Consider the following 25,069-nt stretch of genomic DNA (forward strand, 5'->3'; position numbering starts at 1 on the left):
AAGCAGGTGTCCTCACTGCGGAACCAATCCAGAAATTCGTTCCAGTTCCGGGGATAGTCTTTACCCGCCTCGGGACCTGCGATATGCTGGATGCCCATCCAGTAGTTCCGGTGGTTCTGGAGCTAAGAGGATACCCCTTATTAATATACAGTCCTCGCCAGGAGGTCCGCATGAAGTACCCGTTGCGTCACGTGTATGAAACCAAGCCCCGTTGCGCGCCGCAGTGGCTGCGTCGCATCTGGCTTTGGTTCTGACTTGCGTGCCTGAACGGCGACCGTGATTGGCGGCGCGCCGGGTGTACGCAGACGCGGCCAGCGTGCAGCGCAGGACCTGCCAGTCGCGCCCGATCGGCTGCCGCTGGGCCGGGTCTGACCGGACCCGTCAGGGACGTTGCGGTACGTGCGCTCGGATCGCGCGCTGCGTGATGGCCACAGCTACGTTTTCATGGTCTTGCGCACGCGCTCACTTTGCGCTAATGGGTGAAGCAAGCTGCGCTAATGGGTGAATCAGGCGTGCCACGCCATCTCAACGCGTACTTTGCGTGATAGATGCCGGCACCCTGATACCGGGTTCACGGCCCTGAAAGCCCTGGAAATATGCACCACGGCGATCCTGTCGGCACAAATGCCAACACCGAAAGTGGTGTGATACAGATCAGCCGCCGCCGGATACGAATTCGCTTGCCAACGCGCAGCATGTGCGGTCTACACTTGCCGCCACCAACAGGTCCGAAGCTCTCCAGGGGGAGGCCGATTGATGCGCCAGCGCAGTGTGACAAGTTGTCAAGTCGCGGCTTCTCCTCGCTGCGTGCTGCTGGTCGGTTTGCTGGCAGCCTGGCAAGCGCGGGCCGATGGCTTGAACGCGCAAGGCAGCTGGGGTGGCCTGGCGATTCCCAGCGCACGATCGATCGGCGAAGGCAACTTCGCACTTGCCGCAAGTAACGCGCGAGAGCCTCAGTTCGGCGAGCACCCGCGCCCCCGTTCGTACGTGCTGGGTTTCGGGCTGTGGCCCGGCGTGGACCTGGTCGGTCGCTTTGCCGAATACGCAACACGCGCTCCAGGCTTCGTCGGCGGCAATGCGGCCGACGGCATCAGCGATCTGTCGCTCAATGCGAAGTATTCGTTTGCCCTCGGCGCCCAGGGGCCGCGCTTCGCGCTCGGGCTGCAGGATCTGGGCGGCGGCGGCAGGCGTTTTCGCACCGCCTACGTTGTCGGCACCCATGCGCTGGGGCCGCTGGATTTCAGCTTGGGCTATGGCGCCAGCCGTGCGGAGAGTTTCGTGCCCGGTCGGCGGGCGGCATTGGACGGCGTGTTCGGCGGCGTGCAGTACCGCCTGGCCAGCGATCCGAAGCTGGGTGACTGGACCGCGATGGCCGAGTACGACGGCCGTCAAGGCGTGGCGGGCGTGCGCTGGACATCGCCACCGCTGGCGACGATCGGCGACATGCGCTTGCAGGCCGCGTTGTCACGCAGCGGTGGCGGGGCCGGCCACGCGCCCGGCGCGACGGCGTGGACCTTTGGCGTGGTGTTGCCTATCGGCGATAGCGAGCGACGCCTGGCCGAGACCTCCCCGCCGGCGCCGGCACCGCTGGCGACCGTGCCGGTGCAGGCCCTGGCCTCGCCGGCCGCGGCGATGAGCCGCTTGAAGGATAGTCTGGTCGCGCTGGGTTTCGAGCGTGTGCGGGTCGGCAGGCTGCCCGACGGCGCCTGGGTCGTTTCGTACCAGAACCGGCGCTTTGCGCACAACGAGGTCGATGCGCTCGGCATCGTGCTCGGCCTGGCTGCGCGGGCCGCGCCCGAATCGATCACGCAGCTCGTGGTGCAGGCCTTGAAGGCCGATCAGCCGGTGCTGACGGTGCGCGCTGATGCCGCGGCATGGCGTGGCTTCGTCGAGGGCGGCGCTGTCGCCGCGGTGCGGGCGACGACGGGCTTCCAGCGCGGCGATGGGCTCGCGGGCATGGCCATCGATTGGGTTCAGGACGAGCCGAGCGCCGGCGCCTGGGCGCAGCTGCAGCTGTCGCCCGAGATCAACTACATGCTCGGCACCGAGCAGGCGGCGTTCGACTACTCGCTGGCGCTGCGCGTGCTGGCCAGCGTGCCGCTGTGGCGCGGCGCGCACCTGGTCGCCGCGGTGCAGCAGCGTGTCGCAAGCTCCGACAACGTCGACCGGGGCGAGATCGGCGTGGTCGCCGATCTGCGCCAGGACAACGGTCTGCAGACGCTGGCGCTGCACCAGTCGCTGTGGCTGGGCCCGCATGCGCTGATCGGCGCCGCGGTGGGCCGATTCGAACACCGTGCGTTCGGCGTGGAAAGCCAGGCGGTGGTGTTCGTGCCGGGCCGCGACGATGTGCTGCGCCTGCGCGGCCGCCAACTGGAACGCAGGAACGACATGCCGCGTGGTGCAGACGAGGCCCTGGCCTTGTCCTACCGCTGGGTGCCGATGGCATCGACCTGGCTCGAGCTCGGTGCGCAGCGCTACAACGATGGCAGCCAGGGCCCGAGCCTGGTGTTCAGCCGCTGGTTCGGCGACATCGGTGCCCACCTGTTCTACCGCCGCGGCGGCGAACGGCGCTTTGCCGGGGTCGAATTCTCGGTGCCGCTGACGCCGCGCGCGGCGCCGGTGCAAGGCCGGATCCAGTTCTCGGGCAGCCCGTCCTACACCCGCGGCATCCGCACGCGGCTGCTCGATGACAGTACCTCGCGCAACCTGGTCGAGCCGCGCCACGTGCGTGACCTGCAACTGAGCTGGGACCTGGAGGTCCAGGCGTTGAACGCCGGCCGCATCGGTCCCGATTACCTTGCCTCGCAGTTCTCCCGCATGCGTCAGGCCTTTCGCCTGTACGCAGATTCCCCATGACCTGGAATGGAAAGGACACTGACATGCGCATGATCCAACTCGCCCGTAGGCACGGGCATTCACTCGTCGCCGTCGCGGCGGCACTGAGCCTGGCCGCGTGTTTTGGCGATGACGACGATCCGCCGGACATCACCGTGACCGGCACCGTCGCCAAGGGGGACGCCATCAGCGGTGCCGCCGTCACGGTCACCTGCAAGTCAGGCACCGGCACGGCCACCACCAACGCCCAAGGGTCCTACACCGTGACCGTGGTCGACGGCACCGGGCCGTGCCTGCTGAGCGCCACCACCGGCGGCGTCACGCTGCGTTCCATGGCCATCGGTTCGGGTACCTCGCTGACAGCCAACATCTCGCCGCTGACCGACATGCTGGCCACCTACCTGAGTCAGGTGCCGGTGTCCGGCGGGGGGACCTTCCCCACGGTCGAGAGCTGGTTTGCGAACGCCAGCGCTCAGTCGTTCCTGTCGTCGACGACAGCGGTGAGCGCGCGCGTCACGACCGACTTCCTGCCGGCCATGAAGTCCCTGGTCGCCGCCGGTGGCGGCACGCTCGCGCTGAACGACGCGAGCTTCCTGACCACGCCGTTCACGCCGTCACCGACCGATCCGCAAGACGTGGCGCTCGAGATTCTGATCAGTTCCCAAGTGGTGGCCGGGAGCGGCGCCGCGACGACCGCCACGCTGACCAGTCTGGCCGCCAATGCGAGCAACGACACGCCCCTTCCGGTGACGACCACCGGCAGTGGCGGCTGACGCCTGCCCGCAGCGATGCGGGGGCCATCGGCCCGCCGCTTGACGGGGCCGACCCACCAGGCGGCCGGGACATGCCTGCGCAGCACCGTGCGCTGCGGGGTGTGCCTGACCCCCTTGATTCGATCCAAGGCGCCAAGTCCTCGAAAGGGATGGGTTTGAGAGTTCTGCAGCTTGGCAAGTTCTATCCCCCGGTCCGGGGCGGCATCGAAACCGTGATCTGGGAACTCGCCGAAGGCTTGACGCAAGCCGGTTTGCGTTCGGACGTGTTGTGCTCGAACCAGCGTCCGGTTTCGATGCATGAGTGGTTTCCCGGCGGCTACGAAGTGGTGCGGGCCGGCTCCTTTGGCCGTTTGCTGTCGACCTCGATGGCACCGGCGATGGTGCTTGAACTCGCGCGCCTGCACGAACGCTACGACCTCGTGCACATCCACATGCCCGACCCGATGGCGGCATTGGCCGTCTGGATGACGCGGCCGGCAGTGCCCCTGGTGGTGCATTGGCACAGCGATGTGATCCGCCAGCGCCGCACGATGAAGCTGTACGAGCCGCTGCAGCATTGGTTGCTGCAGCGCGCGGATGCCATCGTCACGACCAGCGAGCCCTACGCGCGCACGTCACAGCCGCTGCAGGCCTGGCGTCACAAGGTCGAGGTGATACCGATCGGCGTCAGCGACCATGGTCACCGGCACGGCCACCTGGCCGCGAAAACCGCCGCCATCCGGCATCGCTTTGCGGGCCGGCGCATCATCTTTTCACTCGGCCGCATGGCCTACTACAAGGGTTACGACGTGCTGATCGACGCGGCGACGCAGTTGCCGGACGACTGCGTGGTGGTCATCGGCGGCGACGGAGAATTGCTGCAGCATTACCAGCAGGAAGTGGACCGGCGCGGCATTGAGAGCAAGGTGTGCCTGCTGGGCCATGTCAGTGACGACGACCTGCCGGCATACTTCGACGCCTGTGACATCTATTGCATGACCTCGACCGTGCGCGCCGAGGCCTACGGGGTGGCGATGGTTGAAGCGATGGCCCACGGCCGACCGGTGGTCGCGACCGACATCGAAGGCTCCGGCGTCCCGTGGGTCAATGTGGATGGCTGCACCGGCTTCAACATGCCGGTGGGCCAGCCCGGTGCGCTGGTGCAGGCGCTGAAGCGCCTGCTCGGCGACGCGGCGCTGCGCGAGCGCCTGGGCCAGGCCGCGCGGCAGCGGTTTCTGTGCGAGTTCAATGCCTCGCTGATGACCCGCCGCACCGCGGCGCTCTACGAACGCCTGCGCGTGACCCAGGCGCGCAAGGCCAAGCGTCCCAATGCCGTGCCGGCGGCCGAGCGAGATCGGCCCGCATGAAGTGCGTCGCGATGGCGGGCGCCTGTGTGATGCTGGCCGCCTGCGCGCAGATTCCGACCAGCGGGCCGTCGACCGAGGCCGCGCTGGACGCTGCCCGCGCGCCCGGCGCGGCGGCGGTGCAGGTGGTCGACATCGACGCGCGGGTCTCGCGCGAACTGGCGCAGAACCGGCGCCAGCGCCTGTTCTCCGAGCTGCCGCCGGCGGTGGGCGCGGCCGAATTCATTGTCGGCGCCGGCGATGGCGTGGAGGTCAGCATCTGGGAAGCGCCGCCGGCGATGCTGTTCAGCGGCACCGGGCTGCTTGAAGTGCCGCTGGGCGCGGCAGCGACCTCGCGCGCCACCGTGTTGCCCGAGCAGGTGGTCGACGCGCAGGGTTTCATCACCGTGCCCTTCGCCGGCCGCGTGCCGGCTGCGGGCCGTTCGGCGCGCGCAATCCAGGCCGACATCGTCGCGCGGCTGCGTGGCCGGGCGCACCAGCCCGAAGCGGTGGTGCGCGTGGTGCGCAATGCCTCGTCGGTGGTCACGGTGGTCGGCGAGGTGGTGACCAACCTGCGCCTGCCGCTGACACCCAGCGGCGAACGCCTGCTCGACGCACTGGCCGCCGCCGGCGGCGCGCGCCAGCCAGTCAACAAGACCATGCTGCAACTGACCCGCGGCAGCGAGCACCTGAGCCTGCCGCTGGACCGCGTGATCCGCGACCCGCAGCAGAACGTGCGGCTGTCCGCCGGCGACGTGATCACCGCGATTTCGCAGCCCTCGAGCTTCACCGCGCTTGGCGCGACCGGCAAGAACGAGGAAATCCCGTTCGAGGCCCAGGGCATCACGCTGGCGCAGGCGCTGGCCCGTGCCGGCGGTCTGCTCGATACCCGGTCCGATGCGCAGGGCGTGTTCATCTTCCGCTACGAGCCGCAGAACGCGCTCGAATGGCCGCGCCGGCCGGAGTTCATGACTGCCGAAGGCCTGGTGCCGGTGGTCTATCGGCTCGATCTGCGCAACCCGGCCAGCTTCTTCGTGATGCAGGGCTTCGCGGTGCGGGACAAGGACGTGCTGTACGTCAGCAATGCGCCGCTGTCGGAGGTGCAGAAGTTCCTGAACCTGGTGTTCTCGCTGACCTTCCCGGTGCTGAACCTGGTTCGTTGATGCCGGCCGTCTGCCTGAACGGCAAGTTCGCGGCGCAGCAGATCACCGGCGTTCAGCGCGCGGCCCGGGCCTTCATCGAAGCGCTGGACCGCCATGAGGGCCCGGCCGTGGCCGATTGGCTGCTGCTGCGGCCGGCTGGCACGAGGCCGCTTCCTTTGCGATATATCAACCAGCGTGAGATCGGCTGGCCCGGCATGCCCTTGCATCTGTGGGAGCAGTGGGCGCTGCCGCAGGCCGCGCGCGGCGCGCTGCTGGTCAACCTGGCGGGCTCGGCGCCCTGGTGGCCGCGCGGCAGGCAGCTGACGCTGATCCACGACGCGGCGGTGTTCGACCGCCCCGAGGCCTACACGCCTTGCTTCGCTGCCTGGTACCGGCACCTGCACCGCCGGCTGGCGCGCAACGGCAGCGCCTTGCTGACCGTTTCGGCCTTTTCGCAAGCTCGCCTCGCGGCGGCGCTGGCGCTGGCGCCGGATCGCATCGGCCTGCTGCCCAACGGCGGCGATCATCTCGACGATGTGCCGGCCGATGCGGCGGTGCTGCCCCATCTCGGGCTGAGCGAAGGGCGCTACCTGCTGGCCGTGGCCAGTGCGAACCCGAACAAGAACATCGACGGCCTGATCGCCGCCTTCACCCGCCTGCCGGCGGCGCGCGGGCTGCAGCTGGTGCTGTGCGGCGGCGACAACCCGCAGGTCTTCGCCCGCGCGCCGGCCGCCTGCGCTACGGCCGGCGTGCTGCGCATCGGCTACCAGGACGACCGCTCGCTGAAGGCGCTGTACCAGCATGCCCTGGCCCTGGTCTTCCCCTCGGTCTACGAAGGCTTCGGCCTGCCGCCGCTGGAGGCGATGGCCTGCGGCTGTCCGGTGATTGCGGCGCGCGCCGCGGCGATTCCCGAGGTCTGCGGCGACGCGGCGCTGTATGTCGAGCCGCAGGCCATCGACGCCTTGACCGCCGCGCTGCAGCGCGTGCACGACGATGCCGGCCTGCGCGACAGCTTGCGCCGAGCCGGCGCCGCGCGGGTTGCGTCATTCCGCTGGCGGCATTCGGCGGCGCTGCTGCGGCGCCATGTCGGTGACGTGTCGTTTGCGTGATGGCGATTGCGTGATGGCGATTGCGCGGCGGCGCCTGCCGGATGACGCCGGCCCTGCGCTACCGCCTCGGTGGCCTGCCTATCGATCCAGCGCGGTTTCGTCGCACTCGACCTCGACCAGCGCTGCGCTCGTCGCATCGAATTCCGCATGGGCCTGCGCCTGCGCGTCGCCTGGCGCCGGCGCTGCGGCGTCCGGCCCGGTGCCACTCGCGTGGGCGAGGAACAGGCGCATCACGTGCGCGACGCCTTCTTCGCGCACGCTGCGCAGGTCGGCGTCGAAGTAGCTGCCGCGGCTGTGAGGGCCGGTGATGATCTCGTAAGACGGAAAGTAGCTGGCCGCCGGGAAGCGCTGCACGATCGTGTCGGCGGCCACGCGCAGCACGGCCTTCGAATAGCTCGTCGCCGACAGCACATGGGCACCCGGCGTGGCGGTGGCGACCAGGGGCACGGGCGAGACCGTCAGCACCAGTTGCGCCCGGGGGTTGACCGCCAGCAGCGCTTCGGTCAGCCGGCTCAGGTCGGTGATCACTTCGTCGACCGGCTGGTTGTGGAACGCGTGGCGTTCCGCGCTGAAGCTGCCGCCTTCGACGCCGGGACAGATCGGGAACACCGCACCGTCTTCGGTGGAGCGCCAGCACTCCGTCAGGCCGAGCGTGAAGATGAAGACGTCCAGCGTCTCGAACATGCGGCGCACATGGGCCAGGTGCTGGCGTCGGTCGGCCAGCATCTCGGCGGCATCGATGAAGCCCCCCGGCTGCACCGTGGGCCGGAACGGATCGACGATGGCGCCGCCGGTAGTCGTCCACGCCGGCTCCGCTGGCGCAAAGCTGCCGAACGCCCGCTCGAAGGTCTGCAGCAATTGGCGCGCGGTGTAGACGTTGCCGTAGCGCGCCGAGTACAGCCCATAACCCTGCTCGGTGCGGCGCGCTGCCGGAATCAGCGGATGGCCCGGCTCGGCGACGTAGTGGTGGTAGCCGCTGGCGCGCAAATGACGCGACAGGTGCTGTGCGAAGCAGCTGCCGGCCGTGGCCACGCGCATCGTGCGGTCGAGCCGCAGGCGGAATTCGCCGACCGGGTCGACCTCGGACTTCGCCGGCAGCGCGACCGCGCGCTTCCAGAAGGCCTTGTCGGGCAGCTCACGGTAGGGGTGCGCAGGCGGGGGATGCATGGTTGAGCTCCTGGGCCGCCTGCCGGATCAGGGCCAGCAGGCGGCGGCCGAACAGTGAATTCGCATGGGTCGCATCGGCTCCGTACAACGCGGGCCGCAGGAAGCCGCCGGCGGTCTGGCAGTCGGCCGGCACCGGCAGCAGCGTGACGCCCCACAGCGGGCACAGCTCGCGCAGCACCCGAACCTGCAGCGTCCACAGCTTCAGGCGGATCGATGCCGGCGTCACGCCACGGATCGTGATGCCTTGGCGCACCAGCGCCGAGTCGGGTCGCTGCAGGATGTACTCGGCGTCTTCCTTGGGCGGCGGCGGCGCCAGGTGCAGCACGGTGGCCCGCGTGCGGCGCGGCAACTGCGGCAGCAACTGGCCCTCGTGCGCGAGCACGCGCGCCGTCATCAGCGCATGCATCGCCGCGTACGGGATGATCTCGTGGCCGGCCAGCGCCGGCAGGTCGGGCCGTTCGGCGCAATGGAAGTCGAAGGCCTGCGGGTGCTGCACCAGGCCGATCAGGCTGTGCTGCTGGCCGCCGAGCGCCGAGACCACCAGCTCGCCCGGCGCCAGGCCGGTGGCGCGCTCGAGAAAGGCCTCGTACGCGATGTCGCCGATCGTGACGCCGTTCTTGTCCTTGGTGCGGCGCAGTGCACTCGTCTCGGGCGCGGTGGCCGCTTCTTCCTGCAGCGCGCGCTGGATCGCCACGACATGGCTATCGCCGATGATCAGCGTCCTCGGCACGGCGGCAGGGGCGGCAGGGGCGGCAGTCACGGTGTCTCGGTGCATGCGCGCTGCCTGCCTGGCGTCAAGGCCGGCCGCATGCCGCGCCCGATTGGGTTTGTTGCGTGTTGTCGGCCGCGGCGCAGGCCGGCGCGGCGCAGCGCAGCGCCGCGTGCTTGCAGTCCGGCGTGTCGAAGCGGTTGTGGCGCAGGCTGACGCGCAGCGGCGGGAATTCGCCGCTGTCGTCGACATGCACCGCCACGCGGCGCACGGGCCCGGCGCCGATGCGGTTGTGTTCGATCAACACATCGTGCACCTGGCGCTGCGCTTCGGCCGGTCGCGCACTGAAGATGCCGACGCCGCGGCCACCCGGGCCGGGTTGCAGCTCGTTGTTGCGCACGACGATCTGCTGCGCGCCGTGGATCAGCTTCAGCGCCAGGCTGTGCGCGGCGACGCGGTTGCCCAGCACGGTGATGCCGTCGCCCCACAGGTCCAGCCCCTCGTCGACACCGCTGATGCGGTTGCCGCTGATGAGCGAGTCCTGCCCGGTGCCGATCGCGGCGAAGTTGATGCCGTCGCTCTGGTCGCCGCGGGGCGTCAGCGGCAGCATGCGCAGGTTGGCGATCACGTTGCCGGCCAGCGTCAGGCGGCGCGAACCCAGGCCGCCGACACGGGTGTCGTCGATCGAGATGCCGGTGATCTGGAACGAGGGCAGGTCCGGCGGCACGCGGGTCGAGGCGGTGCAGGCGTCGTGGATCAGCAGCCCCCGGATCTCGACGTCGTTCGAGCTGCGCACCGTGACGATGCCGGGCGCCAGCGAGAAGCCGCGCAGCTTCAGCCGCCGCAGCTGCACTTGCGAGGCGGCACGCACGTCGATGCCGATCACGTAGCGCTCGTCTTCGTAGTCCTTGACGATGAAGAAGTCCTGCAACACCACCTGGCGGCCCGACACCCGCAGGCCGGTGCCGCGCGGCCCGTAGAGCGCGTCGTCGCTGCGCAAGGCGGTGGTGTTGGCGAAGCCCTCGGCGCCGGCGGCGAGCAGCAGCGTCGCGGTGCCGTCGGACAGCAGGCCGGCGCCGTCGCCGAGATCGAGCCGTCGGGTGATGCGGTAGACCTTGCCGGACGCCAGCCAGACCGGCCGGCCCTGGGCCAGCGCAGCCTGCAAGGCCGGCGTGTCGTCGGCGACGCCGTTGCCGCGGGCGCCGTGGCGCTCGGCGAGTACCGCGTCCGGCGGCGCGCGGTCGACCGCTTTGCCGGCCGCCGCCGCATCGCCGATCTGGGCCGTGAAGTACGCGGCCGCCGCCGCGTTGTCGCGCTGCAGATGGGCCAGCGCGGGCGCGGGGCAGGCTGTCGGCTCGGCTGCCGCCGCGGGTCCGGTGGCCGCGGCGGTGCAGCACAGCAACAGCGCGGCCAGCGGCGCGCCCAGCGGCCGGCAGCGCAGGGCAGCTTCCAGAATGGCCTGGGTGGCCCAACTCTTCCGGTGGCGGTGCAGCAGGCGCGAACCGCAGTCGGAGCCCGAGTTCGGCGACACCATGATCGTGCGCAGGCTCAGGCCGGGGGGCGGCGGAAGAACAGCACCACACCCAGCTCGCCGCCATGATCGGAGAACTCGACATGCATCTCGCGGATGCCGGCGGTCTGCGCCAGGTAGAACACCTCGTTGAGCGGGTAGATGTTCATCTGGATCTCCGGGTCGGCTTCCGGGTCGGCGTGCACCGGCCGCGGCGCGGCGGACGATGCGGCGAGGGGCGATGCTGCCAGAGACGACATGGCCGTTGCCGCGGCAGGCCCAGCCGCCCTGGCGGCCGCAGGCGCCGGTGCCGCCGCGCTTGCCGCGGCCGCTCTCTTCGTCAGGAAGGGCCAACGCCAGCGCCAGCGCGAGGCCGCGGCCACAGGGGGCGGGATGCCTGCGGCTTCGGCCTTCACCGCTCGATCGGCGTTGGCGGCCGCATGCACAGCGGCGGATGCCGGGCCCGCCGGCGCCGTGGCCGGCGCCTGGCCCTTGTGCTCGGGCCAGTAGGCCTTGGCATAGGTCAGGTGCAGCGAGCCCAGGCCGCCGGGCTTGACGCGCTCGACCAGCCGGCCGAAGAGTTCGCAACCGCGGCGCGGGTCGATGTGCTGCAGCACGATCGTCGAGTGCACCAGGTCGAACTGGCCCTGCACCTGCGAGAGCTGGTCGTCCGAGCGCAGCAGCACGATGTTCTGCAGGCCGCGCGCGTCGCAGTTCTTGCGCGCTTCGTCGAGCATGGCTTGCGAGATGTCGACGCCGACGATCTCGTCGGCCCATTCCGCGAAGCCGACCAGCAGCCGGCCGACGCCGCAGCCGAAATCGAGCACCCGGCTCGGCACGAAGGCCGGATCGAAATGGCGCTTGCACACCGCCAGCACATGCTTGGCATGCGCGCGGCCGGATTTGAAGAACAGGCGCAGCGCCGCGGGATCGAGTTTGTCGCGGCGGAACATCTCGTGGGTGATCACCGCGTAGTACGGATCACGCTCGCCCCATTGCCGCCAGTGCTGGTCGGTGTCGTGCGGGCGGAGCTCGTCGGGTTCCACGGTCATCGAGATTCTGGCTTCGTAGGCAGGGGGGCTGTCGAACGCTAGGGTCCAGTCTTCGCCGGCGTCGGCCAGGGCCGGGTGGCTGAACGCATCGATGCGCGGCAGCCGCGGCGACCAGCGCGCCTGGAACAGCCGCTGGTCGGCCGATTCGTCCAGGCCCCCGCGGCTGCGGCCCTCGTGGTGCAGCAGCACGGCGGCAGCGGCGACGGCGCTGCCGAGGCCGGCCTGGCGCAGGCGAAGGCAGTAATCGATGTCATTGCAGGCGATCGGCAGCGCCGGGTCGAAGCCGCCGATGCGTTCGAACACGTCGCGGGCGCTGAGCAGGCAGGCACCGGTGACCGCCGTTTGCATGCGGTCGCTGGCCAGCCAGCGCGCGACGCGAGGCTCGCTGCCGCTGCAGCCGCGAAAGCGGTGGCGGCAGGCGGCCAGTGGCGCGGCGTCGATGGTGACGCCGGCATGCTGCAGGCTGCCGTCGGGATAGCGCAGCACCGCGCCCACCGCACCGACGCCGGGGCGTGCCGCCAGCCTCAGCATGGCGTCCAGCCAGCCCGACTCGACCGGTTCGACATCGTCGTTGAGGAACAGCAGCCAATCGCCCGAGGCGGCGCGCGCGCCGAGATTGTTCAGCGTCGACCAGTTGAAGCTGCCCTCGTGCTCGACGATCACCGGCGACCAGCGTGCCAGCAAGGCCCTGGCCTGCGCCATGCCGACGCCGGCCAGGTTGTTCAGCACGACGACGATGTCCAGTGCTGCACCGCCCGTCGTGTGCTCGCGCAGCCCATCGAGGCAGCGCGCCAGCAGGGCCGGATCGGCAAGGCAGGTGGGCACGATCACCGAGACGGCCGGACGCGCTTGCGTGGCGTTAGCCTGCACGGCGGTCTTGGGCGCTAGCGGTGCTATCGGCGCCGTTGGCGCAATCGGCCGGCTGATCGACAGCAGCGGCAGCGGGATCTGCGCCACCTGCCGGGCATGGCGGGCGGCCTGGGCCAGCCGCGGCCAGACGCTGATCGGCGGCTGCCCGGTTGGCGGCAGGCCGGCACCGGGCGGGTGGTCCCGGCCGGTACCCAGGCAATCCAGCCGCAGCAGCCAGGGCCCTTGCTCGACCTGCTCATGCTCGGCCAGCAGGGAGGACCAGCCGGGCTTGAGCACCGGCTCGTGTGCGGCGCCATCGGCGCGCCAACGGTCGTGGTCTGCATAGATCAGGTCCAGCGCGGGTTGCTGCCGCATCAGCGCAGCGACCAGCGTCGCGGCGCCGGGCACCAACCGGTCGCCGGCACGCAAGCGGCCGGCGAAGGCCGTGGCGATCGGAGGCAGCGGCTGACCCGTGTGCACGACGATGGCGGCGAAGCGGGCGCGATGCGATTCGTCGTGCAGCGAGGCCAGGGTGGCGGCGAGCTCATCGTCGCGGCTGTCGTCGCTGCGCTCGACCAGCCAGGTGGCCACCGGCTCGTCGCTGCCCGGGTCGCCGCAAACGGCCAGCGCTTGGGCGAGCACTTGCTGCCGCCAGGTCTGGTACGCGGCCACGGGGTCGGCGATATGGATGCTGCGCTGCCAGCAGTGCAGCATCCCGTCCGCGCCGTGCACCCGGACCTCGAGACGATGCTCGCCCGGCGCCAGGCCGGCCAGGTTGAGCACACCAGTGAAGCCGGCCTGGTGCAGATTGGCAAAGCCGGCCTGACGCGCCGTGTCGCGGCCGGCATCGGCGGCCGTGGCGTGGCCATAGGCGGCCGCGACATCGGGCCGCGGCATGCCATGGCGCAGCAGAGCCGGCGACCGCGAGTCGCACACCGCATCGATGCGTTCGATCGGCCGCTCGCACAGCGCCCAGCCCTGCACCACCAGGCGTTCGCCGCGGCAGGGCGGTGCGGCGGCCAGCGGCGCTTCCAGCACACCGGCGAAACGTTCACGGGTGGTCAGCAGCATCGGCGATCCCCGTTCAGAACGGACCCTCGATGACCACCTGCTCGCAATGGTTCATCAGCAGTTTCTCGCGGTGCCATTCGGCGGCCATCGGCACGGCGGCGTATTCATGGAAGCAGGGCGCACCGAGCGTGAAATGCACCAGCCGGGCCTGGTCGTTGGCGCCGAACTCGTCGGGCAGCCAGTTCCATTCGATCGGCAGCTCGCCGATCTCGCCATCGGCCAGCCAGGTGAAGCGGTGCAGCTGCGCGCCACTGGCCTCCATCACGAAGCCCGGCGTCACCGCCCGGTTGGCCGGATGGGCGCAGTTCCACAGCACGACGCTGGACCAGTTCTTGCGCGGGTAGCTGGCATTGCGCGAGCCGAGGTACTTGCCGGCCGCGCGGGTCTGGTAGTCGTGGTGCACGCACATCACCGCCTTGCTGTCGTCGCGCAGCGCCCACAGCTTCGCGACGTCGTCGCGCAGCAGCATGTCGCCGTCGATGAACAGCGCCCAGCCCTGGTAGCCCATCAGGTGCGGCACCAGAAAGCGGCTGTAGATGAAGGGGTTGCTGCCGTCGGTGTGCGCCTCGCGGTAGAAGTGCAGGTTCTTCAGCGCCAGCGGCGTCAGCGCCAGCGGCACGCTGGACTGGCGGACCAGGCTGTTGGCGCAGGCGTGGTAGATCACGGCTTCGCGCGGGTCGTATCCGATGAAGATGTTGATCACGGCAATCACTCCCTGGTCAGCGTGGCAGCAGCAGTCTTGCTGGCAAACATGGCGGGACGCTCAGGCGACGAGTTGGCACAGGCGTTGCCATGCCATCGCCGAGCCGTTCAGCGCCGTGGTGTTGGCCACCGCCCAGGCGTGGGCCGCGATGCCGGCGCCGGCGCTGTCATTGAAGAACGCCGGGTCGAGGTCGGCCGCATCGGTCACCACCGGCAGGCCGCGGTAGTTCTCGACGTCGCCCAGGCCGGCGGCGTCGCTCCACAGCACGGCGGGCGCGGTGCACATCGCGGCATCGAGCACGATGGTCGACGGCGGGCTCACCAGCCCGAGGCCGGCTTGCAGATGCTCGGCGCCCAGCTGCCCGTGGAGGAAGCGGTAGGCCGACCCGTCTTGCCGGCGTTCCAGCGTGCGCTTGCCCGGATGCGAGCGCACGACGATCGGCCAATCGATCGCGGCATGCGTGTCGGCGATGAAATCGAGAAAACGCTGGTAGCGTTGCGGCGATGCGAAGCGCACGGAATGCAGGTTCTCGGCGACGATCAGCGCCGGCTCGCCGTCGGCACCGCTGCGGGCACCAACGCCGGCACCAGCGCCGGCACCAGCACCAGATCCGGCACCCGGCAGCGGCATGTCGGCAGCAGCGTCGTGCCAGGCCAGCTCCTGCAGCCGCGCTGCGCGTTCGGCAATCGCCTTCGTCACGCCGACAGCGATGCACTTGCCGCGGTCGGCCGGGTGCAGGTTCGGCAAGTCGTCGGGCGTGCGCCAGGTGAACACCAGGTCGGATGCAAAGCGCACGCCTTCCGGGAACTGCAGGTCGTGGGCGCGGTGGTGGCGCAGCCCGATGCATTCGTAGCCATGCTGGAACGTGACGCGCAGCGCGCGCGGCGGCGCGCTGCGGCAGGCCAGGTGCGAGAACGAATGGCCGGGGGCGCTCGACTCGGCGGCGGTGATCAGCAGCGACTTGCCGCTGCCGAGCGCCGCGGCAACGTCGGCCGGGCTCAAGGGCGTGAACCACGGCAGCTCGTGCACCTGCAGGAACTGCTCGACGAGGGGCCACAGGTGCGAGCGCAGCATGCGTTCGGTGACGGCGACGCAGGCCTGCATCGGCGCCCCGGGCTGCGCGGCGCGCGCCATCTGCCCCTTGATGATCTCGAAGTCCTGCACCAGATCGAGCACGAACACCGCTTGCACCGGTGAGCCGGTGCTGCCGCCGCGGTAAGCCGGCGCGGCGCTGCCAAGCAGCGGATAGGCGTCCAGCCGCGCCGGCGTGCTGAGCAGGAACTCCAGCGCGCCGCACGCGGCAGTCCCGGCTTGCCGGTGAGGGCTGCCCTGGTGAGCGGCGCTGTGCGACAGGAAGGGCTTGAAGCCCGCAGCGGCGACGGCGTCGACCAGATGCGTGTTGTCGAAGGCATCGGGCAGCGCATCGGCGTGCGCAAGCCACGCGTGCCGGGTGGCCTGGCGCAGCAGCGGCAGGTCTGCCGGCGCCAGCCCGTCGACGCTGAGGCAGGCGGCCTGCTGGTGCTGGTGGATCTCGATGCGCTCGGCCAGGGGCAGGCCCAGCAGGCCGCGCAGGCCTTCGGCGCCGCGCTCGGGCAGCGCGAACCAGACGGGATGGCGGGCCAGCGCGGCGCGCAGCGCCGCCAGCGTTGCGTGGCGGGTCCGGCGCGGCTCGGCGGCGCTGTGCGCACGATCGGTCAGGAGCACGGCGTCTGCACTCATGGCGCCACCGCCCCGGCGTGTGGGTTGTCGATGCGCGCCATGGGTTCGGTCACATCGCCCCACAGGTGCTCGCGGCCGCGGTAGCGCGCCCACAAGGCCCGCAGCCGCGCCTCGCGGAGGGCCAGTGCCGGATCACCGTGCTCGGAGAAGGCCGGCCAGCCACCGCCTTCGTCGTCGGCCAGGTCGAAGCGGTCGAAGCCGAGCCGGCGCAGCCAGCCGATGCCGAGCGCGATCAGCGTGCCGCACCAGCGCTCAGCCGCGTGCGTCAGCGGGGACGGCAGCAGCGGCAGCGTGGCCAGGGCCTCGCGCAGTGCGGCATCCGGCTCGGCGAGCAGCGTGGCGGTGCGGCTGGCCTTGTCGAAGTGAACCTGCCAGCCGTCTGCCTGGCCGGTCAGGGCCACGTCGGTCTCGACCCCGTCGAAGGCGAGGCTGCGCTCCATCGCGGCCAGCGTCGCGGCCCAGCCGGCAGGGCTGAGCGCCAGCATCGCCAGCACGCCGTGCTCATGGCGGGGCGGCAGGGCGATCGTGAAGTCGTGGGCGGCGTGGGGCCCGTTATCAGCGAAACCTAGCGACAACCAGCCCAGCGACTGCGCCAGTTGCACCGCCTCAGGCCGTGCACGCAGGGCGATCAGCACCCGCGGTGCGGCCGGCTCCGCACACCGTGCCGGGGCGCTGCGCGGCGGGCGCTGCGGCGGGCCACCGGGCATGCGCTGCGGCCCGGGTCCGTCTGCCGCGCGGCTGGCCGGCGTGCAGGCTGCCAAGGCGGCTAGCAAGCGGTCTGTCGCGGCTTCGTGGCCGATCGCTGCTGACAGCCCGGCCAGGCTGCGCTGCGCCAAGGCATGCACGTCGGCTTCGCCGGCCTGCACGGCGCGGATCGTCGCGGCCAGCGCATCGACCGAATGCAGCACGGCGCCGCCATCAAGCGCCGGGTAGGGCCCGTTCGGGCTGGCCAGCACCAGGGTGTCGCGCAGCAGCGCATCGCTGCAGCGGTTGTGGCCCTTGCTGACGCTGAAGCCCGACAGGTTGCTCGGCAACAGCACCCCATGGCTTCGGGCCAGCAGATCCGCACAGACGGTTTCCGACCAGTCGATGAATCGCCCGGCGAGGCCGTGGCGCCGCAGCGCGGCCAGCACCGCCTCGACCGCCGGCCCGCGGTTGCTGCAGATCGTCAACTGCAGTTCGCAAGCGGTGTCGAGCCGCTCGCGCAGCGCGACCAGCCGAGGCAGCGATTCATGCAGGGACTCGAGCCCGGCATGGAAGAACGGGTTGGCCGCGAGGCCGAACCACAGCAGTTCGAGCCTGCCGCCGAGTGGCCATTTCTCGCGCACCGCCTGGCTTTGGGCCTCATCGAGCAGCGGCACCGGCAGCGGGTCCGGCAGCAGCACGGTGGGGCCGTCGCGCAGCGTGCGAATCACCCCTTCGAGGTAAGGCGTGCCGGCGATCACCAGCGACGCGTCGCGCAGGCTGCGCAGCCAGTGCCAGTGCAGTTGCCGTGCTTCGGTGCCGGGTGACCAGCCGAGGTAGTTGTCGAACACATCGACGGCCACCGGCACCTGCCGTGCCAACAGCGCTTGCAGCAGCAGCTGGCTGACGCTGTCGTTCGGCTTGGCCAGCACCACGGCGCGGGCGTTGGCGGCGACCTCGTCCAGGCGCTGCGCCAGATCGGCCTGCGAGATCACCTCGGCCGGCACGCCGCGGCGCACCAAGGCGGCGACGCTGGGTTGCACGCGGATGCGCAGGCCCGCATGGCTGGGCGAGGGATCGGTGACGACCCAGTAGATCCGTGCCGGCTCACGGCCCGAGGCCGGCCGCGGTGCGAAGCTGTTGATCATGCGCGGCGCGGCCATGTCACAGCGCCACGACGCCGATGCTGGCCAGCTGCGCCAGCGGTGGGCAGCGCTCGAGGATGCGCTGGTCGATCGGCAGATCCAGATCCATCTCGCGCGAGCCGCGGCCGACATGCTCGACCACCGCGGCGCCGATGCTGACGTGCCGGTAGCCCTGCTGCAGCGCACGGCAGCAGAAGTCGACATCGTTGTAGTTGGTCGGGAAGGCCTGCGCGTCCAGACCGCCCAGTTCGTCGTAGACCTCGCGCCGCAGCATCGCCGCTGCGAAGGTATTGCCATGGGTCTGCTGGGTCCGGTCCAGCATCGCGGCCGGCGGCTTGTAGGCCGACAGCGGCGAGCCGCCCTGCAGCAGCCACTGGCGCGGTGAAGGCGCCAGCCCGAGCGACTGCAGCTTGCCCTTGGCGTCCGCAGAGCCGACGATGCGAAAACCCACCGTGGCCACCCAGCGGATGGCCGCGACGTCGGCGGCCAGCGCCAGCGCATCGGGCGACAGCAGCAGTGCGTCGTTGCTCAGCATCAGCAGCAGCGGGTGGCGGGCCGCCCTCACGGCGAGGTTGCACTGCGCGCTGTGGTTGAAACGGTGTGGGTAGTCGATGACCTGAACCGATGTTGCGCCGAACAGCTCCTGCGCCCGACGGCTGATCAGCAGGCCGTCTTGCGGCGTCGATGCGTTGTCGACCAGCACCACTTCGAGCGCGCCGTGCCAGGCTTGCGCTTTCAGCGACTCGAGGCAGCGCAGGGTCTCGTCCGCGCCGTTGCGGAAGTTGACGATGGCCGACAACGCCGGGTCCGGACGGCCCGGCCGCGGCGACCGGGCCGGCAGCCGCGGCGGCAGCGGCACCGCGACATGGGCGGCGCCCAGGCGCTCCTCGGCTGCCGGCGTCCAGGGCAGCTCGATCGCATCGAGCACCACCGGCAGGCAGTTCACCGCATGGTGTACCAGCGATGCGAATACATGTTCGAGCTCGAGGGCGCCGGAGCGCCACGGCGCCGGATCAGCCTTCAGCGTCTTCAGCAGCAAGGGCGCCGCGACGATCGCCGCATGCAGCGGCAGCAGGGCATGGTCGCCGAGCGCGGGGTCGAGCAGCAGGCCGGTCTTCGCGACGTAGGGCCGGGCCACGCCGTCGAGCCAGATCGAATGCCAGTGCAGCAGCTGCGTCGCGGCGCCACAGCGTTGCCGCTGGTTGTGCACGACGGCCCAGAAATCGGGCCGCAGCAGGCAGCGCCGCTCGACCAGCAGCAGATGGCGCGTGCCTTTGGCGGCGGCGAAGTCCAGCAATGTCTGCTGCTCGCCGCCGGCCAGGCGGACGCTGCCATCGCAGGTCAGCACGCCGGCCCGCGGGCACACCGCGAGTGCGGCCTCCAGCGTCTCGTCGACGGCGAAATCATGGCTGTCGCGTGAATAGACGAGCAGCGCGGTGCTGCCGCGCTGCGGTGCATCGCTGGGGGTCGGCGTTTCGAGCCGTTCGCTCAGCTCGGCGTCGAGGTGTGCGCGTGCGATCTTGGCCGCCACGTCAAAACTGGCCTGGCCGCCGGCGAGCAGGCTGTGGTAGTCCAGCAGCGCGCGGTGGGCCTCGGCATGCAGTTCGGGCAGCGGGATGCAGTCGGTGAGCAGCAGCCTGCGCTGTGCATCGCTGGCCACCAGCAGCACGGGCGCATGGCGCGACAGCAGGCGCAGCGTCAGGTTCGACAATTGCGCCATCGGCTCGATCGCAAAGCGCGCCAGGCGTTCGAGTCTGCCTTCGGTCCGCGACTGGTAGACGTCGAGCAGGATCGCCGATGCGTCTTCGCGCGGCGGCGTGGCCTCGAACAGCAGGCGCAGTTCGTTGCCAGCGGCGAAGGACAGGCCTTTCAGCTGCCCGATCGTGCGCTCTGGCGGCAGGCGCGCAAAGGCCTTCAGCGGCGAAAACGTGTGGCCCTGGGCCAAGTGGGCGTTCAGCGCGATGCCGAGGCTGGCGCCGCCGTCGCCGGTCGGGCTCAACTCGAAGCCCGCGAAGCTCGGCGACAAGGCCGCAAAGTGCAGCAGCCCGCCGAGCTGCACCCTGAATCCCAGCTGGTCGGTCGGCAGGTCGTGGACCGCCTGCAACTCGGGCCGCGACTGGTCGAAGGCCAGCTGGCCGAGGATGCGGCCGCCGAAACTCAAAGCACAGGAGCCGCCGGCTATGCCATAGCCTTCGGCGAACGAGCCGGTGAAACGCTCCAGCCGCAGCGAGGGGGTCAGGCCGGTTCCCGCGGTAGACACCGCGGGAGGCCGGGCGGCCCTGGCCGGTGCCGGCCTGGGCCCATCGAGCGCCATGACAGGGTCGGCCGCACTGATCGGTCCCACCGTCCCCACGGACGCCGCCGACCCCGCCGTGCCCACCGTCCCATTGAGCGCTGCAGCGGGTGCTGCCGCCTGCACCCCGTGACTTGCCGCCTGGGCTGCGTCAAGCGGCCGCTGCACTCTGGCCGGCGCCTGCACTTTGGCCGCCTGCGCCTGGGCCGGCGCCGGTGCCGGACGCAGGCGCCGCGACAGCGCACGCACGGCGCTGCCGATGCCCTGCATGCCGGATTCGGCGGCGGCCACCGCCTGGTCGAGCCCTTCGAGGCGCGCCTGCCGGGCCTTGCCCTCGGCCGAATCGCGCAGCCGGGCCAGCACCACCACGCGCGGCGTGCCCTGGCGCAGTTCGGCCAGGTAGTTCGTGCTGCCCTCGCCATCGGCTTCGCGGCCGAGCAGCAGCTGGTAGGCCTGGTCGATGAAGTCCGCGTCCTTCAAGGCCAGCAGCGCGTCCAGCGTGACCGCGGGCGGCGCCGTGCGCCGTTCGGCGCGAACCGGCGCCGGCGCACCGGCTCGCACCGGCAAGCCGCGCCGCGCGGCATACGCACGGCCTTCCTCGCTGGCCTGCAGTTCGCCCAGGATGCGTTCCTTGGGCGCACCGCTGTGCAGGCTGTGCAGGTAGTTGCGCAGGCCCGATGGATCGGCCGCGCGTCCGAGCGCGTAGGCATAGGCCGCCTCGACGAAGTCGAGTCCCTCGAGTGCCAGTACCTGTCGTGTGTCGTGCATGTCGTCGGTCTCCCTGTGCGATCAGGCGCTGGTCACGCTGCGCAGAAAATCGTGCCACTGCGGAAGAATGCGCTCCGGCAGGAATCGCAGCGCATTGCGCGCGCCGGCCTCGATCAGTTCGCGCCGCACGCCTTCGCGTGATTCGCCCAGCAGGCGTTCCAGCGCGGCGGCCAGCGCTTCGACCGAGTAGGGGTTGAAGTACGCGGCCGCGTCGGCGAAGACGCCGCGATGCGCGGCAATGTCGGATGCGGCGACGATGCCGCCCGAGCGCATGGCTTCGATGCCCGAAAAGTCGAAGCCTTCGTACAAGCTGGGGCAGACGGTGACCGCGGCATGCCGGTAGAGCAGGCGCAGTTCGTCGGCGGGCACATCCTCGAGCAGCATCACCTCGCCGCTGCCCATCCAGGGCCGGCAGCGCTGCACGATGGGCTTGTGATCCCAGCCGAGCATGCCGACCAGCACCAGCCGCAGCCGCCGGTGGCGAGGGTTCGAACGCAGCCGTTCCCAGGCCGAGAGCAGCCTCAGGTGGTTCTTGCGCGGCTCCAGCGTCGACACCATCAGCAGATAGTCGAACGAGGGATCGGAGTCGTCGTAGCGGTTGCGCTCGGCGTCGTGGGCATAGCCCGCGTCGGCGCGGCGCAGCATCGTGGCGTGGCGATGCAGGGCCAGGATGTCGGGCACCCGCTCGCGCGGCGATTCCTCCGGGAAATAGGCCTCCGACACGGCATTCGGAATGGTCACCACGCGCGCCGCGGCCTGCGGAAAGATCGACAGCAGATCGGCGCGCGTGGCATCGGAAACGCAGGAGAAGTAGGCGCCCTGCAGCACATTGCTGCGCAGCGCCTGGTAGTGCGAGGCCTGGTGATAGGCTCGATCGGAGATCGTGTGCGGCATCAGCAGAGGGATGGCATCGTGATAACGAACCACCAGCGCGGTACCGCGTGTCATCCGGCCAGGGTAGGGTGTCTCGGCAATCATGACGTCATAGCCGCGCGTGTCAAGGTGGGGGTAGCGGGCCCTTCCCGACAAAGCACGCGTCAACATGCCGAAGCGGTGCATGGCGCCCCAGGGCACGGCAGCAACGCGGTAAGACGCACCGGCGACGGCATCGAAGTGGCGCGGATGCAGCGTTTTCGCGAACATCGATTGCCAGATGAAATCGCGGTAATGCGAGGTATCGAAGTGCGTCAGTTCCTGCGTTCTGCCGAAGAGCTGGCCGGCCACCAGCGACAGCCCGCTGCGGGCGGCGGCCAGCGCATCGGCCAGCCGCCGCGGCAGCAGCCCGCCCGGCCTTTCGCGCAAGGAGATCACCACCTGCGCCAGCCGGTTCAGCTGCACGTCGCGCGGCAGTGTGTGGCCGCTCGGGTGACCGTTCAGTGAGCGGCCCAGGCGCCGCGCCGGCAGGCCGCTGGCCAGCACGCGGCCGCCGGACTGGATCAGGCCGTCGACTGAAACGCCGGGCAGCGAGTTCAAGCCCTGGAACGTCAGTCGCGTCTCTTGGGGAATGCCGGCATGGCCTTCGAGCGCCGGCCGCATCTCGAGCAGGATCTTCACGGCGCGCCGGCTCTTTCGAAGTCAGGCATCGTAGTTTTCACGGCATCAGGCCGGTGCCGATTGATAGAAATCAAAAGCAGCGTCCACCGAAGGGAATTGCAAAAGTTTGCCCCGGTGCAATACGCAGGCCGATTCGCAATACAGCTTGATCACCGGGGCATCGTGGGTGACCAGGATGAACGCGCGGTCGCGCCGCTTGTGGAACAGCTCGACATGGCAGCGTTCGTGGAAGCGCGCATCGCCGACGACCATCGCCTCGTCGATCAGGAAGCAGTCGAATTCGATCGCCATCGACAGCGCAAACGCCAGGCGCGTAACCATGCCGGTGGAATAGTGCCCGACCGGCTCCCGCAGGTAGCTGCCCAGCTCGGTGAAATCCTCGACGAAGGGCAGCAGCGGCCGGTGGTCGACGCCATAGACGCGGCAGACGAACTTCAGATTGTCCAGCCCGGTCAGGTTGGGCTGGAACGCACCGCCAAAGGCCAGTGGCCACGACACGCTCATGCCGCGGCGGATGCGCCCGGAGGTCGGCGCCTCGGCGCCGCTGAGCAGCCGGATCAGCGTGGACTTGCCGGCGCCGTTGCGGCCGAGAATGCCCACGTTGCGGCCGGGAGCGAGGCGCAGGCTGACATCGTCGAGCACCGTGCGCAGGCCCTGGCGCGTGCGGTAGACCTTGGAGACGTGGTCGACCGTTATCACTTGGCCTCCAGGCGGCGCGAGGCATTGCGCAGCAAGACCAAACCGAAGAACAGCAGCAGCAGGTTGGCTTCGGCCAGGTACACCGGGTCGTAGTGCGTCTGCACCGCGTCGCCGAAATAGCCGGCGCGCAACATCTCGACGCCGTGGACCATCGGCAGCAACAAGGCCATCTCCTGCGCCGCCGGTGCCAGCCAGTCGACCATGAAGGCCGCGCCGGACAGCGGAAACAGCAGATAAGCGATCGGCTTCCACAAGCGGCTGACGATGTCGCTGTAGCTGGTCGCCGCGCCCACCAGCAGCGCCAGCGCGGCGCCGAACCAGGCCAGCATCAACCAGCCGCCGATCAGGCGCAGCGCATCGGCCGGCGGCGGCGCCGCGCCCAGGCCGACCCAAATCACGCCCAGCACGATGAACGAGCCGGTGGCGCCGCAGGCTTCCAGCGCGATGCGGGCGAGCAGCACGTCCAGCACCGTGACATTGCGGTGGAACAGCAGGTTGATGTTGGCGTGCAGCGCATCGGTGCACTGGCTGACGGTGTTGCGCCACATCAGCACGGACGAATAGCCGGTCAGCGCAAAGGCGGCGATCGACAGGTTCGCATGCTGTTGAAAGCCGGCGGCGACCCACAACGCCGAGATGCCCAGCGTGAACAGCATCGGCTCGACCAGCAGCCACAGCACGCCGAGGTTGCGCCGGCCGAAACGGGTGATGGTCTCGCGCAGCAACAGCGCGCGGATGACGCGCCCCTGGATGCACAGCGAGCGCCACAGCGTGGGCGGTGGTGGTGATGCGGCCAGGCTCAATCGACATGCTCCCGGACGCCGGCCAGCACCATGCTCGCGACACCCCACAGCACCAGGCCCACCACCAGCACCACCAGCACCGAGCGCAGGCGCCGCGGCTCGATGGCGACGTCGGGCAGGTTGGGCTGCACCAGGCGTTCGAGGTAGAGCTGCTTGCGCTGCGCTTCGTTGCGAGCCGTCTCCAGCGCCGCGAGCGCGCTGGCCAGCTGGCGATCGGCGAAGCCTTTTTCGAGCACCAGGCGGTCGTAGTCGGGCGCTCGCGCGCTCAGCGATGCATCGCGGCCGACGAGCTTGGCGGTTTGTTCGGCCATGGCGTCCTGCAGCAGCCGCACGCGGTTGGCGACGATGGGCACCTGCGGGTTGTCCGGCGCAATGCGCTGCACCTGGGCCAGCTGCGTCTGGGCCTGCAGCAACTCGTCCTGCAGCTTGCCGATGCCCTGCAGCTGCAGCGCGCCCTGGCGCTCGGGGTCGAGCAGCTTGTGCTGCGTGCGGAAGGCCGACAGCGCCAGCGCCGCCTTGGCGTCCTGCGCCTGCGCCTGCGCGACTTCCTGCTGCGCGACCTTGATCAGGTCTTCGCGGCTGCGGATGTTCAGGTTGTTGACCAGGCGCTCGCCCATCTGCAGCAGCAGGTCGTTGATGTCGTGGGCGTCGCGGGCGCTGAACGCGGCGACGCGCAGCACCGAGATCGACGACACGCTGTCGTATTCGATCACCGCGCGGCGCTGGTAGTAGCGGTGCAGGGCTTCGAAGCTGGCGTCGAAGTCCAGGCTCGGAAAGCGCTGGAACCGGTCGATGCCCTCGTGGCTGTAGGCCCGGCGCACCTGCAGCTTCTGGTCCAGTTCACGCAGCGCGTCGCGCGAGCGGATGAAGTCGTGCACCGAGTAGGTGTCGTCCTGCGAGCGTGAGAACACCGTGCCTTGCAACAGCGCGCCCAACCCGCTGGGCGCGCTGCGTTGCGGGTTGCGCACGACGAAGCGGGACTCCGAGATGTACAGGTCGGTCGCGATCAGCCCGTAGTACACGCTGGCCACCAGCGTCGGCAGCAGCACCGTGACGATGAAAGTCGGGCCGGGCGTGTGCCACCAGCGGCGCTGGGGCTTGGGCGGTGGCGGCGTCGACATGTCGACGGGCTGCAGCACGATCGCGTCGATGCGTTCCATGG

Annotated in this window: 17 protein-coding genes; 5 read left to right on the forward strand and 12 right to left on the reverse strand. The window is 70.1% G+C overall.

The genetic code is table 11. The annotated features are described in order from the left end of the window. The first annotated feature begins 807 nt into the window (after positions 1-807). The 5 genes from VLK61_RS22710 (at position 808) to VLK61_RS22730 (ending at position 7,181) form a co-directional block, all read left to right on the forward strand. Positions 808-2,856 (forward strand): YjbH domain-containing protein, encoded by a 2,049-nt coding sequence (locus VLK61_RS22710; protein WP_325424237.1) that lies wholly within the window; start codon positions 808-810, stop codon positions 2,854-2,856. 23 nt (positions 2,857-2,879) lie between these two features. Next, on the forward strand, positions 2,880-3,608 hold the full coding sequence (locus VLK61_RS22715; RefSeq protein ID WP_325424239.1) for a hypothetical protein: 729 nt from the start codon (positions 2,880-2,882) through the stop codon (positions 3,606-3,608). A 155-nt stretch (positions 3,609-3,763) separates the two neighbouring features. Further along, entirely contained in the window at positions 3,764-4,954 is a 1,191-nt protein-coding gene (locus tag VLK61_RS22720; protein ID WP_325424241.1) for a glycosyltransferase, read from the forward strand. Positions 4,955-4,965: 11 nt separating this feature from the next. Next, positions 4,966-6,093, forward strand: a complete 1,128-nt coding sequence (locus tag VLK61_RS22725; protein WP_325424243.1) for a polysaccharide biosynthesis/export family protein — start codon at positions 4,966-4,968, stop codon at positions 6,091-6,093. Continuing rightward, entirely contained in the window at positions 6,093-7,181 is a 1,089-nt protein-coding gene (locus VLK61_RS22730; protein WP_325424245.1) for a glycosyltransferase family 4 protein, read from the forward strand. The genes VLK61_RS22725 and VLK61_RS22730 overlap by 1 nt, the downstream gene beginning before the upstream one ends. A gap of 78 nt (positions 7,182-7,259) precedes the next feature. Here the strand turns inward: VLK61_RS22730 and VLK61_RS22735 are convergent, their stop codons facing one another. The 12 genes from VLK61_RS22735 to VLK61_RS22790 are packed head-to-tail and all read right to left on the reverse strand — an operon-like array spanning position 7,260 to position 25,067. Further along, entirely contained in the window at positions 7,260-8,348 is a 1,089-nt protein-coding gene (locus VLK61_RS22735; protein ID WP_325424247.1) for a GSCFA domain-containing protein, read from the reverse strand. Continuing rightward, positions 8,317-9,108 (reverse strand): hypothetical protein, encoded by a 792-nt coding sequence (locus tag VLK61_RS22740; protein ID WP_325424249.1) that lies wholly within the window; start codon positions 9,106-9,108, stop codon positions 8,317-8,319. Before VLK61_RS22740 ends, VLK61_RS22735 begins: the two co-directional genes overlap by 32 nt. A 34-nt stretch (positions 9,109-9,142) precedes the next feature. Beyond that, positions 9,143-10,591 (reverse strand): hypothetical protein, encoded by a 1,449-nt coding sequence (locus VLK61_RS22745; protein ID WP_325424251.1) that lies wholly within the window; start codon positions 10,589-10,591, stop codon positions 9,143-9,145. A gap of 14 nt (positions 10,592-10,605) precedes the next feature. Next, entirely contained in the window at positions 10,606-13,539 is a 2,934-nt protein-coding gene (locus VLK61_RS22750; RefSeq protein ID WP_325424253.1) for a methyltransferase domain-containing protein, read from the reverse strand. Between the two features lie 13 nt (positions 13,540-13,552). After that, positions 13,553-14,242 (reverse strand): glycosyltransferase, encoded by a 690-nt coding sequence (locus VLK61_RS22755; RefSeq protein ID WP_325424255.1) that lies wholly within the window; start codon positions 14,240-14,242, stop codon positions 13,553-13,555. Between the two features lie 60 nt (positions 14,243-14,302). After that, complete coding sequence (locus VLK61_RS22760) at positions 14,303-15,961, reverse strand: hypothetical protein (RefSeq protein ID WP_325424257.1); 1,659 nt, start codon at positions 15,959-15,961, stop codon at positions 14,303-14,305. Next, positions 15,958-17,808, reverse strand: coding sequence for a hypothetical protein (locus VLK61_RS22765; protein ID WP_325424259.1), 1,851 nt, complete (start codon positions 17,806-17,808; stop codon positions 15,958-15,960). Before VLK61_RS22765 ends, VLK61_RS22760 begins: the two co-directional genes overlap by 4 nt. Position 17,809: 1 nt before the next feature. Further along, the gene (locus VLK61_RS22770; RefSeq protein ID WP_325424261.1) at positions 17,810-20,851 is read right to left on the reverse strand and encodes a DUF4214 domain-containing protein; all 3,042 of its coding nucleotides are present in this window, start codon (positions 20,849-20,851) and stop codon (positions 17,810-17,812) included. A gap of 21 nt (positions 20,852-20,872) precedes the next feature. After that, the gene (locus tag VLK61_RS22775; RefSeq protein ID WP_325424263.1) at positions 20,873-22,405 is read right to left on the reverse strand and encodes a glycosyltransferase family 4 protein; all 1,533 of its coding nucleotides are present in this window, start codon (positions 22,403-22,405) and stop codon (positions 20,873-20,875) included. A 45-nt stretch (positions 22,406-22,450) separates the two neighbouring features. Continuing rightward, positions 22,451-23,104, reverse strand: coding sequence for an ABC transporter ATP-binding protein (locus tag VLK61_RS22780; RefSeq protein ID WP_325424265.1), 654 nt, complete (start codon positions 23,102-23,104; stop codon positions 22,451-22,453). Next, complete coding sequence (locus VLK61_RS22785) at positions 23,101-23,907, reverse strand: ABC transporter permease (protein WP_325424267.1); 807 nt, start codon at positions 23,905-23,907, stop codon at positions 23,101-23,103. Before VLK61_RS22785 ends, VLK61_RS22780 begins: the two co-directional genes overlap by 4 nt. Further along, positions 23,904-25,067 carry a hypothetical protein gene (locus VLK61_RS22790; RefSeq protein ID WP_325424268.1) on the reverse strand — a complete coding sequence of 388 codons (1,164 nt, stop codon included), beginning with the start codon at positions 25,065-25,067 and terminating at the stop codon, positions 23,904-23,906. Before VLK61_RS22790 ends, VLK61_RS22785 begins: the two co-directional genes overlap by 4 nt. Positions 25,068-25,069 lie beyond the last annotated feature (2 nt).

It is taken from the genome of Aquabacterium sp. (assembly GCF_035476535.1).
Lineage (GTDB): Bacteria > Pseudomonadota > Gammaproteobacteria > Burkholderiales > Burkholderiaceae_C > Pseudaquabacterium.

Bases quoted from the DNA above. Each gene is read 5' to 3' on its own strand.
- VLK61_RS22765 (WP_325424259.1), bottom strand. From the start codon at position 17,808: ATGGCCGCGCCGCGCATGATCAACAGCTTCGCACCGCGGCCGGCCTCG.
- VLK61_RS22770 (WP_325424261.1), bottom strand. From the start codon at position 20,851: ATGCACGACACACGACAGGTACTGGCACTCGAGGGACTCGACTTCGTC.
- VLK61_RS22790 (WP_325424268.1), bottom strand. From the start codon at position 25,067: ATGGAACGCATCGACGCGATCGTGCTGCAGCCCGTCGACATGTCGACG.
- VLK61_RS22745 (WP_325424251.1), bottom strand. From the start codon at position 10,591: ATGGTGTCGCCGAACTCGGGCTCCGACTGCGGTTCGCGCCTGCTGCAC.
- VLK61_RS22730 (WP_325424245.1), top strand. From the start codon at position 6,093: ATGCCGGCCGTCTGCCTGAACGGCAAGTTCGCGGCGCAGCAGATCACC.
- VLK61_RS22725 (WP_325424243.1), top strand. From the start codon at position 4,966: ATGGCGGGCGCCTGTGTGATGCTGGCCGCCTGCGCGCAGATTCCGACC.
- VLK61_RS22715 (WP_325424239.1), top strand. From the start codon at position 2,880: ATGCGCATGATCCAACTCGCCCGTAGGCACGGGCATTCACTCGTCGCC.
- VLK61_RS22760 (WP_325424257.1), bottom strand. From the start codon at position 15,961: ATGAGTGCAGACGCCGTGCTCCTGACCGATCGTGCGCACAGCGCCGCC.
- VLK61_RS22750 (WP_325424253.1), bottom strand. From the start codon at position 13,539: ATGCTGCTGACCACCCGTGAACGTTTCGCCGGTGTGCTGGAAGCGCCG.
- VLK61_RS22735 (WP_325424247.1), bottom strand. From the start codon at position 8,348: ATGCATCCCCCGCCTGCGCACCCCTACCGTGAGCTGCCCGACAAGGCC.